Here is a 14,184-nt window from a genome sequence, read left to right on the forward strand (position 1 = left end):
AAGGACCACCCGAGGCGTGTCGCCCGTCACCAACCTCTCCGGTCACACCTAGGCCCGGGCCTCGTCGCCCGGTCGCACCCCGCCGGCCCGGTGCCCGAGGAACCGGTACCGGCGTTCGGGCCGTCCCGCCACGCCGTAGCGCAGGGTGACCTCGGCGGTGCCGACGGTGTGGAAGTGCTCCAGGTAGCGGCGGGCGCTGACGCGGGAGACGCCGGTGAGGTGGGCGCACTCGGTGGCGGACAGGGTGCCGTCGGCCTCCCGCAAGGCCTGCTCGATCAGCGCGGCGGTCTCCACGCTCATGCCCTTGGGCAGTGGGCCCGCCGCCGGCGCGGCCGCCTTGGCCAGCACGCGGTCCACGTCCGCCTGGCCGCGGACCACCGCCGTGAGCAGGCGCCCGCGCTGGGCGGCGTACCGCTCCAGGCGGGTCCGCAGGTCCTCGGCCTCGAAGGGTTTGAGCAGGAAGTCGACCACGCCGTGGCGGACCGCGCCGCGCACCGCGTCGGCTTCCCGGGCGGCGCTGATGACCATCACGTCGCAGTCGTGGCCCGCGGTGCGCAGCCGGGGGATGACGTCCAGGCCGAACAGGTCCGGCAGATACAGGTCGAGCAGGACCAGGTCGGGCCGCAGTTCGTCGGCCGCCGCGATGGCCTGCTCACCGGTGTGGGCCACGCCGACCACCCGGAACGGCTCGACCCGTTCGACGAAGCCGCGGTGCACCCGGGCCACCATGAAGTCGTCGTCGACCACGAGGACGTCGATCGCGCCGCGCCTGCCGGGCGTGCTGGGCGTGCCGCTCATCGGGGCGCTCCTTCCGCCACCGCTTCACTGAGGTGGCTGACGGTCATGCGGGCGGTGAACATCGCCCCGTCGGGAGTGTTGGTCACCGAGATCTCACCGCCGTGACGTTCGCAGACCACGCGGGTGAGCGCCAGCCCGATGCCGCGCTCGCCCTGCCGTGCGGCCTTGGTGGTGAAGCCGTGCGCGAACACCTCGCGGGCGAGTTCGGGGGCCACACCGGGGCCGGAGTCGCGGACCACGATCTCCACACTGGAGGCGTCCTGCCGCAGCCCGACCTCGACCCAGCCGTCCTGCGCCGCGGCGTCCACGGCGTTGTCGACCAGGTTGCCGACGACGGTCGCCACGTCGGCGGCGTCCTCCGGTTCGAGCCGGTCGAGCGCGGTGTCGTCGGAGATCCGCAGGGAGACCTTGCGTTCGGCGGCCTGGGAGGCCTTGGCCGTCAGCAGGGCGGCGACGGCGGTGTCACGCACCCGGCGGCTGAGGGTGACGTCCAGGGACTGGCGGCGCCGGTTCAGCGCGCGGATGTAGCGCACGACCTCGTCCTGTTCGCCGATCTGGATGAGCCCGGAGATGGTGTGCAGCTGGTTGGCGAACTCGTGCGCCTGGGCGCGCAGCAGTTCGGAGGAGCTGCGGAAGGAGCCGATCTCCCGCTCCAGGCGGGCCAGTTCGGTGCGGTCACGCAGGGTGGTGACGGAGCCGAGGAGGCGGTCGTCCTTGGTGACGGTCATCCGGTTCATCACCAGGACGCGGCCGCGCCGGATGACGACCTCGTCGGGCCGTTGGTCGGCGTCCGCGGTGGCTCCGGCGAGCACGTCCCGCAGGCGTCCTTCGATGCCGAGGGCGTCCAGGCTCTGGCCCACGCAGTCCTCCGGCAGGTCCAGCAGGCGGCGGCCCATCTCGTTGACCAGGGTGAGCCGGTGCTGCGGGTCCAGGGCGATCACGCCCTCGGCGATGCCGTACAGCATGGCCTCGCGGTGTTCGGCGAGCCCGGCGATCTCGCGCGGTTCCAGGCCGAAGGTCTGCCGTTTGACGCGCCGGGCGAGCAGCCAGGACCCGGCGACGCCCAGTCCGCTCGCGATGCCGAGGTAGGCGAGCAGGAAGGAGGAGGCTCCGCTGAGGCGCTGCCACACGGTCGGGTCGGCCTCGCCGATCATGACCGTGCCGAGGAGTTCGCCGACATTCTCCTTCCGCGCGCCGAGCACGGGCACCTGGGCGGCGAGTTCCCGGCTGCCGTGCAGGGTCAGCGGGCCGCTCCAGCCGCGCCCCGCGACGGCGCCGCTGCCCCGGGGCAGCCGGTCGCCGATGACGGTGGGGTTGGTGGAGCTGACGATCCGGCCGTCGGCGTCGGCGATCGTCACCGAAGTGACCCCGGACTGGGTCTGTGTGGAGTTCACCAGCGGGGCCAGCGCCGCGAGCGGCGCCGGCTGCGTGAGCTGGCTGCGCACCAGCGGGGTGGCGGCCAGCTGCTCGGCCAGCGCGCCGACCCGGCGTCCCTCGACGCGCTTGAAGGTCGCCTCCGACTGGGCGAGCGAGACGGCCGCGACCGCCAGCAGCACCACCACGACGATGCCGAGCTGGAGCACCAGCATCTGGCCCGCGAGGGTGTGACGACGGAAGGTGGCGGCCACGACGTACTCAATCTCTCGTGCTCTCGTGCTCTCGTGCCGGGGTCGCCCCATGATGGCGCCGACCTGCACGGAGCGAAAGGGAGGTGCACGCACTGCCGGTGACCACAAAGACCACAACCTCCGTTGGTTCCGGAAGAGAGACAGGCCCGACAGGTGCGGGCACCATGTGGCGCATCTCACCCTCCCCCACAGGGCCTTCCGATACCCGCATCGACGTACCGACAGGTGGTGGCACTCGTGCGTCTGCGCACTCCCCTCGCCCTGCTCGGGGCCGCCGTGCTCGTGCTCGTGGGTCCGCCGCTCCTCGCGGCGGGCAGCGGCACCGAGACCGGCACACAAATCCCTGGTCTGCGCTTCATGGTCCCCAACACGCCCGGCGGCGGCTACGACATCACGGCCCGCACGGCCGCGAAGAACGCCGAGGACGCCGGGCTCACCCACAACATCGAGGTGTTCAACCTGCCCGGCGCCGGCGGCACCGTCGGGCTCAGCCGGCTGGTGAGCGAGCACGGCAACGGCAAACTGGCGATGTCCATGGGCCTCGGCGTGGTGGGCGCCGTCCGCTCCAACGACGCGCCGAAGACGCTCGCCGACACCACACCGATCGCCCGGCTCACCGAGGAGCAGGACGTCGTCGTGGTCGCCAAGGACTCGCCGTACAAGACCATCGACGACCTGATCGGCGCCTGGAAGAAGGACCCCGGCAAGCTGCCGGTGGGCGGCGGGTCGTCGCCCGGCGGACCGGATCATCTGGCGCCGATGCTGATGGCGCAGGCCGCCGGGATCGCCCCGAAGCGGGTCAACTACATCCCGTTCGACGGCGGCGGTGAGCTGCTCGCCTCGATCCTGGGCAACAAGGTCGGCTTCGGGGTGTCCGGGGTCGGCGAGTACCTCGACCAGATCAAGGCAGGCGAGCTGCGGGTGCTCGCGGTGACCGGCCCGGAGCGGGTGGACGACCTGAAGGACGCGCCCACGCTTCGGGAGTCCGGCTACGACGTGAGCTTCACCAACTGGCGCGGCGTCGTCGCCCCGCCCGGCCTGTCGGACGCCGAGCGCGACAAGCTCGTCCGGCTGTTCGAGGAGCTGCACGACTCGCCCGAGTGGCAGAAGTCCATGGCGCAGAACGGCTGGGACGACGCGTTCCTGACCGGCTCGGAGTTCGGCGCGTTCCTGGACGCCCAGGACAAGCGCGTGGTGTCGGTGCTGAAGGAGCTGGGACTGTGACGACACAAACCGAGACTCCCCCCGCCGGGGCGGGCGCGCGCCGCTCGTGGCTGCGCGAGCGCTCCGAACTGGGCGTGTGCGTCCTGCTGCTGGCCCTGGGCGTGCTGGTGCTGACCGACGCGCTCACCATGGACGTCGACATCGCCCAGCGCGGGCCGGTCGGCCCCAAGACGGTGCCGGTCGTCGTCGGCATCGGCCTGCTGGTCGTCGCCGCGCTGCTCGCCGTGGACGTGCTGCGCGGCGGGCGCGGCCAGGCGGAGAGCGGTGAGGACGTCGACCTGTCCGAGCCCGCCGACTGGCGCACGGTGCTGCTGCTCGCCGGGGTGTTCCTGGGCGCGGCCGTGCTGATCGAGCCGCTCGGCTTCCCCGTCGCGGGTGCCCTGCTGTTCTGGGGCGCCGCGTTCACCCTCGGCAGCCGCCGGACCGACCGTGACGCGCTGATCGCCGCGGCCCTCTCCCTGGTCACCTACGTCGTCTTCAACAACCTGCTCGGGGTGCCGCTGCCCGGCGGACCGCTGATGGGAGTGCTGTGACATGGATCCTCTCAACTCCCTTCTGGACGGCTTCGGTACGGCCCTGACCCCGCTCAACCTGCTGTGGGCGGCCGTCGGTGTGCTCCTCGGCACGGCGATCGGTGTGCTGCCCGGCATCGGCCCGGCGATGGCGGTGGCGCTGCTGCTGCCGGTGACGTACGGGCTCGATCCGATCGGCGCGTTCATCATGTTCGCGGGCATCTACTACGGCGCGATGTTCGGCGGCTCGACGACCTCGATCCTGCTCAACACGCCCGGCGAGAGCGCCGCCGTGGTCGCCGCCATGGAGGGCAACCCGATGGCCAAGTCGGGGCGCGGCGCGCAGGCGCTGGCCGCGGCGGCGATCGGTCACTTCGCGGGCGGCATGGTCGGCACGATCCTGCTGGTGGCGCTCGCGCCGACGGTCGCGGAGCTGGCGGTGGACATCGGCGCGCCGGACTACTTCGCGATCATGGTGCTGGCGTTCATCGCGGTGACGTCGGTGCTGGGCTCGTCCCGCGTCCGGGGCATGGCGTCCCTGCTGATCGGCCTGACCATCGGTCTGGTGGGCCTGGACCAGATGACCGGGCAGCAGCGGCTGACGTTCGGCTCGCTGCAACTCGCCGACGGCATCGACGTGGTGATCGTCGCGGTGGGCCTGTTCGCGATCGGCGAGGCCCTGTGGGTGGCGTCGCACCTGCGGCGCCGGCCGCCGGAGCCGATCCCGGTGGGCCGCCCGTGGCTGGGGCGCGGTGACGTGCGGCGCACGTGGAAGTCGTGGGCACGCGGCCCGTTCATCGGGTTCCCGTTCGGCGCGATCCCGGCGGGCGGCGCGGAGATCCCGACCTTCCTGTCGTACGTCACGGAGAAGCGCCTGTCCAAGCACAAGGACGAGTGGGGCAAGGGCGCCATCGAGGGCGTGGCCGGGCCGGAGTCGGCGGCCTCGGCCTCGGCGGCGGGCACGCTGGTGTCGATGCTGACCCTCGGCCTGCCGACCACGGCGGTCGCCGCGGTGATGCTGGCCGCGTTCCAGCAGTACGGCATCCAGCCGGGCCCGCTGCTGTTCGAGCGGGAGCCCGACCTGGTGTGGGGCCTGATCGCCTCGCTGTTCGTCGGCATGGTGCTGCTGCTCGCGCTCAACCTGCCGCTGGCACCGCTGTGGGCGAAGCTGCTGCGCATTCCGCGGCCGTACCTGTACGCGGGGATCATGTTCTTCGCGGCGGTCGGCGCGTACGCGGTCGGCGGCGAGGTGATCGACCTGGTGACGCTGCTGATCATCGGCCTGGTCGGGTTCGGGATGCGGCGCTACGGCCTGCCGATCCTGCCCGCCGTCATCGGCGTCATCCTCGGCCCGAACGCCGAGCAGCAGCTGCGCCGCGCCCTGCAGATCAGCGACGGCAGTGTCACGGGCCTGGTCAACACGCCGTTCGCGGTGACCGTGTACGCGGTGGTCGTGGTGCTGCTGGCCTGGCCCCTCCTGAAGCGGCTCGTGACCCGCTCGCGGGTCGGAGTCTGACCGGCCGGCGGCCCGCCCCAAATCGCCCCTCGGGGGCGGGCCGCCGGTCTCCGGCGCGGTTACAGCGCGCGCTCCATCCGCTCCGCCACGAGCTTGACGAACCGTGCGGGCTCCTTCGGCTGGCCGCCCTCGGCGAGCACCGCGAGCCCGTGCAGCAGCTCGGCGGTGTCGGCGAGGCCCGTACGGTCCTCGCGCTCCTTGTAGGCCTGGTTCAGGCCCTTGACGAGTTCGTGGCCGGGATTGAGTTCCAGGATCCGCTTGGCCCGCGGCACCTCCTGGCCCATCGCGCGGTACATGTTCTCCAGCGCGGGCGTCAGGTCGTGCGCGTCGGAGACGACGCAGGCCGGGGAGACGGTGAGCCGGGACGACAGGCGCACCTCCTTGATGTCCTCGTCCAGCTGCTCCCGCATCCAGCCGAGCAGCCCGGCGAAGTCCTCGCTCTGCTTCTCCCGCTCGCTCTCGTCCTTCCCGTCGTCCTTCGCGTCGAGGTCGATCTCGCCCTTGGCGACGGACCGCAGCTTCCTGCTGTCGAACTCGCCGACGGCGTCCACCCACACCTCGTCGACGGGGTCGGTGAGCAGCAGCACCTCGATGCCCCGGTCCCGGAAGGCCTCCATGTGCGGGGAGTTCTCGATGCTCTGCCGGGACTCGCCGGTCAGGTAGTAGATGTCGTCCTGCCCGTCCTTCATCCGCTCCACGTACTGCGCGAGCGTGGTGGGCTCGCTGTCGTCGTGGGTGCTCGCGAACGAGGAGACGGCGAGGATCGCCTCACGGTTCTCGGCGTCCATGACCAGGCCCTCCTTCAGGGCCGCGCCGAACTCCCGCCAGAACGTGGCGTACTTCTCCAGGTCCTTGGCCTTCATGTCCTTGACCGTGGACAGGACCTTCTTGGTCAGTCGGCGCCGCATCATCTCGATGTGGCGGTCCTGCTGGAGGATCTCGCGGGAGACGTTGAGCGAGAGGTCGGCCGCGTCGACGACGCCCTTGACGAAGCGCAGATACGGCGGCAGCAGCGCCTCGCAGTCGTCCATGATGAAGACGCGCTTGACGTACAGCTGCACGCCCCGCTGGAAGTCCCGCGTGAACAGGTCGTGCGGGGCGTGCGCGGGCAGGAACAGCAGGGCCTGGTACTCGAAGGTGCCCTCCGCCTGGAGCCGGATCGTCTCCAGCGGGTCGCGCCAGTCGTGGCCGATGTGCTTGTACAGCTCGTGGTACTCGTCGTCGGACACCTCGTCGCGCGGGCGCGCCCACAGGGCCTTCATCGAGTTCAGTGTCTCGGGCTCGGGCGGGTCGTCGCCGTCGCCCTGCTTCTCCGGGACGAGCCGGATGGGCCAGGTGATGAAGTCCGAGTAGCGCTTGACGATCTCCTTGATCTTCCAGACCGAGGTGTAGTCGTGCAGCTGGTTCTCGGGGTCGGCCGGCTTGAGGTGGAGCGTGACCGAGGTGCCCTGCGGCGCCTCGTCGACGGTCTCCAGCGTGTACGTGCCCTCGCCGCGCGACGTCCAGCGGGTGCCGTGGCCCTCGCCGGCGCGCCGGGTGAGCAGGGTGACCTCGTCGGCCACCATGAAGCCGGAGTAGAAGCCGACGCCGAACTGGCCGATGAGGCCCTCGGCCGCCTCCTCGGCGTCCTTCAACTCCTTCAGGAACTCGGCGGTGCCGGAGTTGGCGATCGTGCCGATGAGCTGCCCGACCTCGTCGTACGACATCCCGATGCCGTTGTCCCGCACGGTGAGGGTACGGGCGTCGTCGTCGATCTCGATCTCGATGTGCAGGTCGGACACGTCGGCGTCGGGCGCGTCGTCCCGCAGCGCGGCCAGGCGCAGCTTGTCCAGCGCGTCGGAGGCGTTGGAGACGAGCTCGCGCAGGAAGACATCCTTGTTCGAGTAGACCGAGTGGATCATCAGCTGGAGCAGCTGACGGGCCTCTACTTGAAACTCAAACGTTTCGGTCGGCATGGTTGACGAATACCTCACAGGCTCCCAGGTCACCGGAACGGGCGGTAGTCACTGTAGATCACCGAGTGGCGGGGCCATCACCGTGTTTCGGCCATGCCGGGCTGGAGGTGCCCGGTTCGCGTCTCCCCCGCCCGGGGGAGCCGGGCCCCCCGCGCGGGATCCCGCCCGGCCGCCCGTCGGCTGCACTGGAACGGTCGGCGACGGGCCGACGGAACCAAGCAGCGTACGGGGAGGAATCATCATGCGTCCGTGGACGAGGCGGCGTCTGCTGGTGTCGGCGGCGAGCGGACTGGCTGCCACGACGGCAGCACCGGCGACGGCTGTGCCCGCAGCGGGCCGGAGGGACGACTTCCTGGCCGCCCTGAGAGCGCTGCCGGGGCTGCGGGTGATCGAGGAGCGGCCGGGGGCCGAGTTCGGCTACCGATTCTTCCTCCTCGGCATGCGCCAGCCCGTCGACCACAGGAACCCCGCGGCCGGCACCTTCGAGCAGCGCCTCACCCTGCTCCACACCTCCGCCAGCCGTCCCACCGTGCTGTTCACGACCGGGTACAAGGCGGTGCTCACGCCCGGGCGGTACGAGCCGACGGTGCTGCTGGGCGGCAACCAGATCGGCGTCGAGCACCGCTACTTCGGCACCTCCCGCCCGGCCGAACCCGGCTACCGCAACCTCACGATCCGCCAGGCCGCCGACGACCACCACCGCATCGTCCGGGTCTTCCGCCGGCTGTACCCGGACGCCTGGATCTCCACCGGCGGCAGCAAGGGCGGCATGACCAGCGTGTACCACCGGCGCTTCCACCCGCACGACGTGGACGGCACCGTGGCCTACTCCGCGCCGAACAACGTCGACGACCGCGACAACTCCGCCTACATCCGGTTCGTGGAGACGGTCGGCACCGCCGCCTGCCGAGACGCCATCAAGGCGGTGCAGCGGGAGATCCTGCTGCACCGGGGCGAGATGGTCGCCCGCTACGAGGCGTGGGCGGCTTCGGAGCACCGTACCTTCCGCCTCGTGGGGAGCGCCGACAAGGCCCTCGAAATCGCCGTCCTGCGCGCGCCGTTGATGTTCTGGCAGCGCGGCACGGCGGCGGACTGCGCCGCCATCCCGGCCCCGGACGCCGGCACCGACGCACTGTACGCGTGGCTGGACCGCACCGCCCTGCTGCCCCTCTACACCGACACGGTGGCCCGGGACTTCATCCCGTACTTCTACCAACTCGGCACCCAACTGGGGTACGTCGACGTCCCCACCCGCCACCTGGCCGGCCTGCTGCGCCACCCGGACGCCATCAAGCCACGCACATTCGTGCCCCGCGACATCCCGATGCGCTTCGACACCGATGCCATGCCCGACATCGACCGCTGGGTCCGCCGCCACGGCGAGCGCCCACGCCCGCATCGAGATCCTCGACGGCGTCGGCCACACACCCGTGTTCGAGGACCTCCCCGTGGGTGCGCTCGTCGAACCGGTCAGCCGGTGCGGGGCTTGCGGTGGGCGGCTCTGCGTTCGGCCTCGGCCTTGACCGAGGCGAGCGAGGCCGCGACCGTCCGCTCCCAGCGGGCGCCCACCTGCGCGCCCCACCACGCTCCGGCCCGCCACAGATCCGTGCCCAGTTCTCCCTCGTAGACCAGGCGAGTCCCCTGCGCCTGCTCGGTCAGGACGAAGGCTTCGATCACGTGCGGCACCGGTCCGCGGACCAGCCGGAAGTCGACGCGCTCGGGCGAGGTGAAGCGGACCGTCTCCACCGTCACGGCGCGGAACCTGTCCCTTGCCAGCGGCGTGACGTGGGCCGCCAGCACCATGTCGCTGCCACGCTCAAGGACGTTCACCTTCTCCCGCATCGCACGCGTCGCACGCCCCAGGTACGGCTGGGCGATCACCTCGAACACGATCTCCCGGGGCGCGGCGACATCCAGCGTCTGCGGGCCAAGCGGCCGGGTGCGCCGGCCGACGCCCACGTCGAGCGGCAGCGCCCCGCTGACCAGCCCGGCGTACCCGCCGGCGACGACGGCCGTGGCCCCGGCGGTCCAGGCGGCGGCCCTGGCCAGGCGGCCGATCACCGCGTTGTTCCCAACAGCCAGCAGCATGGCCGTGCTCCTCGTCGCTTCTGGAGACTTTGCTTCGCGGGACTTTCGTGCGCCCTGCCAGGCTATGCACGACCCGGCTCCGGTTCGGTGAGCGCGCTCACGGTTCTTCGCACGACGCGAGGTCTACCGTGACCCGCATGACGTCACCCTGAGCCACAGGAGGGAAGGCCATGGAGCTCGTCGTGCTCGCGGTCCCCGACTGCCCGAACGCGCCCGCGATGCTGCAGCGCCTGGAGCAGGTGCTCCCCGGGAGCGCCGCGTCGGTGGACGTACGGGTGATCAGCAGCGAGGAGGAGGCTGCCCGGTACGGCATGCACGGCTCCCCGACTCTGCTGGTCAACGGCGCCGACCCGTTCGCTCCGCCGCGGGCGGCCGTCAGCGTCTCGTGCCGGATCTACCGTGACGCCGGCGGGCGTGCCGCCGGCGCCCCGAGCGTGCAGCAGCTTGCGGCGGCGCTCCAGCAGGCCCGCCCCACCGGTGGCTGAGACGTCAGGTCGCGGCGGGTCCGGCGGGAAGATGGCGGTCAAATCAGGTGGGCGAAGACCACCAGGTTCTCGGTGTAGTCCTTGGCCTCGCGGTCGTAGTCCCCCGCGCACGTGATGAGGCGGACCTGGGCGCGCGGAGTGTCGGCGTACACGCGCTCGTCGGGGAAGTCGTCCTTCTCGAACGTCTCCACGCTGTCGACCACGAACGACGCCCTGCGCCCGTCGGCCCGCGCCACGTGGAACCGGTCCCCCTTCTTCAGGTCACCCAGCTCCGCGAACACGGCCGGGGACGTCGTCGTGTCGACGTGCCCCGCGATGATCGACGTACCGGTCTCGCCGGGCGAGGCGCCCTTGGCATACCAGCCGACGAGGTTGACGTCGTCGGCCGGAGGGGCGTCGAGCCGGCCCGAGCGGCCGATGGCCAGCGGGATGAAGGGCGCGCTGACCGAGATCTTGGGGATGACCAGGCGGGTCGGCCGGGACCGGGGCAGGTGCTTGCCGACCGGGCGGACGGCGGCCGGGGGCGACGCGGAGGCCGGCGGGGCGTGCGGGGCGGAGCGGGCGGCGGAGGGCTGCTCACGATCGTCGGAGGACTCGTCACCGCCGCCGATCAGACTCACGGCCAGCACCAGGGCAGCCGCGCTCCACAGCAGGGTCGCCCACGTGCGGGCTCTTCGCCTCGTCCGCACGGGGTCGTTTTCGGCAGGGGAAGGAGGGCTGGCTGCCATCGGACACCACCTCATTCGGGCACGGCAGCGGACACGACACGGGGGAAGGTGAGCCGGGCCGCCGCGACTCGAGGGGACGCGCGACGGCCACGGCCGCTGTGACGCCGGGCATCGGCATGAGCCGGGCGTCGCTGCAACGCCGGACGCCCACAGGACGCCGGGCACCGCTGGGACACCGGACGCCCGCACGACACCCGGCATCGCTGGGACGCCAGGCATCGGCGGGACGCCAGACATCCACACGACGCCGGGCACTGCCGGGACACCGGACGCCCGCACGACACCCGGCATCGCTGGGACGCCAGGCAACCGCACGGCACCAGCACCCCTATGACACCGGGCATCGATATGACGTCAGGCATCGGTCAGGCCACGTCTTCGGTGACCTTCTTGCGCCGCAGGGCGTACAGGCCCGTGCCGGCCACCGCCAGCACGGCGAGGCCGCCGGCGGTCACGGCCGGTGTGGCGAGACCGCCGCCGCCGGTGTGCATCCCGCCGTGCGGCTTGTCGTGCTCGCCGTGCCCGGAGCTCTTGTCGTGGTCCCCCTTCCACTCGTCCTTCTCGTGGTCACCATGGCCCGAGTCCTGGGCGTGCCCGTGCTCCTTCTCGGGGGCCGGGTCCTGCTGCTTCTCCTTGTGGCCGTCCTGGCCCTTGTAGGTCTCCGGGTCGTGCTTCGGGTCCTTGAAGTGGCCCCAGTCGTCCTCGTTGACCGCGGCCAGCGCTCCGCCACCCGTGTGCATTCCGCCACGGGGCGCGTCATGCCTGCTGTCCTTGTCGTGCTCCTTGCTGTACGAAGAATCGTGCTCCTTGCTGTGCGCGGAGTCGTGCTCCTTGCTGTGCGCGGAGTCGTGCTCCTTGCTGGGCGCAGAGTCGTGCTCCTTGCTGGGCGCAGAGTCGTGCTCCTTGCTGGGCGCAGAGTCGTGCTCCTTGCTGGGCGAAGAGCTGTCGTGTCCCCCGTCACCCGCCGAATCGGCGAGGGCGACGGGCGCGGCGATCGCGAGGGCGGCCGTAGCCGTTGCGGCAGCCAGCACCATGCGGGCAGAGCGCATCGAAGAGTCCTTCCGTCGCGGCCCGGGCAGCCGACACGGCATCAGCTGAGGTGACCCGGCCTTGACGTGATCCACCGTCAGCCACTCCGGCCGGACACACCATCCGGGACGCTCACACGGGTTACGCCCCCCACCCCGACGGCGGCACACGGCCCTCGTACGGCGGACCGCCGACCGAGCACGCCTCGCTCCCCCGCGCCACCGCGACGAACGCACTGGTCGTCGGGCGGTACCCCCCGCACGGCCGGAAGGGGAGGTGGTTAGCATATGAGCGCCGCCTAGCTCGAAAGAGAATTCTGTGACTGCAAACGACGACTCGTTCACCAACTGGAAGAACCGCGAGGAGATCGCGGAGTCGATGATCCCGATCATCGGGAAGCTGCACCGGGAGCGTGACGTCACCGTTCTCCTGCACAGCCGCTCCCTGGTGAACAAGTCGGTGGTCAGCATCCTCAAGACCCACCGGTTCGCCCGTCAGATCGCCGGTGCGGAGCTCTCGGTCACCGAGACCATGCCGTTCCTCAAGGCGCTCACCACGCTCGACCTCGGGCCCTCCCAGATCGACCTCGGCATGCTCGCCGCCACGTACCGGGCCGACGACCGGGGCCTGCCGGTGGAAGCCTTCACGGCCGAGGCCGTCGCCGGTGCCACGGGCGCCGACAAGATCGAGCGCCGTGAGCCGCGCGATGTCGTCCTGTACGGCTTCGGCCGCATCGGGCGGCTCCTGGCCCGGCTGCTCATCGAGAAGGCCGGCTCCGGCAACGGCCTGCGGCTGCGCGCGATCGTCGTGCGCAACAGCGGCGGCCGGACCGCCGAGGATCTCGTCAAGCGGGCCTCTCTGCTGCGCCGCGACTCCATCCACGGCCAGTTCCAGGGCACGATCACCGTCGACGAGGCCGCCGAAACGATCGTCGCCAACGGCAACGAGATCAAGGTGATCTACTCCGACGACCCCACGTCGGTGGACTACACGGCGTACGGCATCAAGGACGCCATCCTGATCGACAACACCGGCAGGTGGCGTGACCGCGAGGGGCTGTCGAAACATCTGCGCCCCGGCATCGACAAGGTCGTGCTGACCGCGCCGGGCAAGGGCGACGTGCCCAACATCGTGCATGGCGTCAACCACGACACGATCAAGCCGGACGAGCGGATCCTGTCCTGTGCGTCCTGCACCACCAACGCGATCGTGCCGCCGCTGAAGGCGATGGCGGACGAGTACGGCGTGCTGCGCGGGCACGTGGAGACCGTGCACTCGTTCACCAACGACCAGAATCTGCTGGACAACTACCACAAGTCCGAGCGCCGCGGCCGTTCGGCGCCGCTGAACATGGTCATCACCGAGACGGGTGCGGCCTCGGCCGTGGCCAAGGCGCTGCCCGGCCTCAAGGCGAGGATCACCGGCAGCTCGATCCGGGTCCCGGTGCCGGACGTCTCGATCGCGATCCTCAACCTGCAGCTCGCGCGCGAGGCGACCCGCGCGGAGGTCCTCGACCATCTGCGCGAGGTGTCGCTGACCTCGCCGCTCAAGCGCCAGATCGACTTCATCAGCGCCCCGGACGCGGTCTCCAGCGACTTCATCGGCTCGCGCCACGCCTCGATCGTCGACGCCGGTGCCACAAAGGTCGAGGGCGACAACGCGATCCTCTACCTCTGGTACGACAACGAGTTCGGTTACTCCTGCCAGGTCGTCCGCGTCGTCCAGCACGTCTCGGGGGTGGAGTACCCGACGTACCCGGCACCGGCGGTCTGACGCTGAGGCCGGGCACGGTGGTGGCCCGCCATCGCCGTGCCCGGTGGGGCTACAGCGTCACGTCTCCGCACAGGTGGTCAGCAGGCCGACCAGGCCGGGGACCTCGCCGCCTCGCCGGCCACGGTGTAGACGGTGTGCGGCTCGGTGGCGGGCGGCCGGTTGGGCTCGGGCGGGGCGTACGTGGTCATGCGGTCTTCCGTTGATCGGTCGTGCGGGGCGGACGGTCAGCGCTCCTGCAGTGCCGCCAGAGCATGGACGGTCGCCGAGGTCTCCGGGTACAGCTGCCCGTACAGCGCGTACAACGCGTCGTAGCGCTCGCGGTGTTCGGCGCGCGGCGTCACCGTCTCCCGCACCGGGTTCCAGTCGTCGATCGAGGCGTCGAGCGTGTCCTACAGCGGGGTGCACTGGCTGGCCGAGTGGTGGTCCAGGACGTACGTCCCGGTGAGCT

Annotated in this window: 12 protein-coding genes; 6 read left to right on the top strand and 6 right to left on the bottom strand. The window is 71.2% G+C overall.

Annotated elements, in window-relative coordinates:
- Positions 1 to 48 precede the first annotated feature (48 nt).
- Together H8R17_RS10910 and H8R17_RS10915 are read right to left on the bottom strand one after the other, a co-directional pair.
- A complete protein-coding gene (locus tag H8R17_RS10910; protein ID WP_187822944.1) occupies positions 49 to 798 on the bottom strand; it encodes a response regulator in 750 nt (249 codons plus the stop codon).
- Positions 795 to 2,426, bottom strand: a complete 1,632-nt coding sequence (locus H8R17_RS10915; RefSeq protein WP_187822945.1) for an ATP-binding protein — start codon at positions 2,424 to 2,426, stop codon at positions 795 to 797. Before H8R17_RS10915 ends, H8R17_RS10910 begins: the two co-directional genes overlap by 4 nt.
- A 237-nt stretch (positions 2,427 to 2,663) precedes the next feature.
- On the opposite strand from H8R17_RS10915, the gene H8R17_RS10920 reads away from it, so the two are divergent.
- Genes H8R17_RS10920 through H8R17_RS10930 form a run of 3 tightly spaced genes read left to right on the top strand, consistent with a single transcriptional unit; the run spans position 2,664 to position 5,678 of the window.
- Positions 2,664 to 3,650, top strand: coding sequence for a tripartite tricarboxylate transporter substrate binding protein (locus tag H8R17_RS10920; protein WP_187822986.1), 987 nt, complete (start codon positions 2,664 to 2,666; stop codon positions 3,648 to 3,650).
- A complete protein-coding gene (locus H8R17_RS10925) occupies positions 3,647 to 4,183 on the top strand; it encodes a tripartite tricarboxylate transporter TctB family protein (protein WP_187822946.1) in 537 nt (178 codons plus the stop codon). Before H8R17_RS10920 ends, H8R17_RS10925 begins: the two co-directional genes overlap by 4 nt.
- A 1-nt stretch (position 4,184) precedes the next feature.
- Positions 4,185 to 5,678: a tripartite tricarboxylate transporter permease gene (locus H8R17_RS10930; protein ID WP_187822947.1), complete on the top strand. Its 1,494-nt coding sequence runs from the start codon at positions 4,185 to 4,187 to the stop codon at positions 5,676 to 5,678.
- A 59-nt stretch (positions 5,679 to 5,737) separates the two neighbouring features.
- Here H8R17_RS10930 and htpG read toward each other — a convergent pair whose 3' ends face one another.
- Complete coding sequence (htpG, locus tag H8R17_RS10935; protein ID WP_187822948.1) at positions 5,738 to 7,633, bottom strand: molecular chaperone HtpG; 1,896 nt, start codon at positions 7,631 to 7,633, stop codon at positions 5,738 to 5,740.
- A gap of 241 nt (positions 7,634 to 7,874) precedes the next feature.
- Between htpG and H8R17_RS10940 the strand changes: the two genes are divergently transcribed.
- Together H8R17_RS10940 and H8R17_RS10950 are read left to right on the top strand one after the other, a co-directional pair.
- Positions 7,875 to 9,260, top strand: a complete 1,386-nt coding sequence (locus tag H8R17_RS10940; RefSeq protein ID WP_262505181.1) for a S28 family serine protease — start codon at positions 7,875 to 7,877, stop codon at positions 9,258 to 9,260.
- 631 nt (positions 9,261 to 9,891) lie between these two features.
- The gene (locus H8R17_RS10950; protein ID WP_187822949.1) at positions 9,892 to 10,206 is read left to right on the top strand and encodes an alkylmercury lyase; all 315 of its coding nucleotides are present in this window, start codon (positions 9,892 to 9,894) and stop codon (positions 10,204 to 10,206) included.
- Positions 10,207 to 10,244: 38 nt separating this feature from the next.
- On the opposite strand, the gene H8R17_RS10955 is transcribed toward H8R17_RS10950, so the two are convergent.
- The gene (locus H8R17_RS10955) at positions 10,245 to 10,934 is read right to left on the bottom strand and encodes a class F sortase (protein ID WP_187822950.1); all 690 of its coding nucleotides are present in this window, start codon (positions 10,932 to 10,934) and stop codon (positions 10,245 to 10,247) included.
- A 365-nt stretch (positions 10,935 to 11,299) separates the two neighbouring features.
- Entirely contained in the window at positions 11,300 to 11,983 is a 684-nt protein-coding gene (locus H8R17_RS10960) for a hypothetical protein (RefSeq protein WP_187822951.1), read from the bottom strand.
- A 298-nt stretch (positions 11,984 to 12,281) separates the two neighbouring features.
- On the opposite strand from H8R17_RS10960, the gene H8R17_RS10965 reads away from it, so the two are divergent.
- Positions 12,282 to 13,736, top strand: a complete 1,455-nt coding sequence (locus H8R17_RS10965) for a glyceraldehyde-3-phosphate dehydrogenase (protein WP_187822952.1) — start codon at positions 12,282 to 12,284, stop codon at positions 13,734 to 13,736.
- Positions 13,737 to 13,960: 224 nt separating this feature from the next.
- Here H8R17_RS10965 and H8R17_RS10970 read toward each other — a convergent pair whose 3' ends face one another.
- Complete coding sequence (locus H8R17_RS10970) at positions 13,961 to 14,089, bottom strand: hypothetical protein (RefSeq protein ID WP_262505182.1); 129 nt, start codon at positions 14,087 to 14,089, stop codon at positions 13,961 to 13,963.
- Positions 14,090 to 14,184: the final 95 nt, after the last annotated feature.

Origin of the sequence: Streptomyces sp. TRM68367 (genome assembly GCF_014495685.1) — a bacterium.
In the GTDB taxonomy this organism is placed as follows: domain Bacteria; phylum Actinomycetota; class Actinomycetes; order Streptomycetales; family Streptomycetaceae; genus Streptomyces.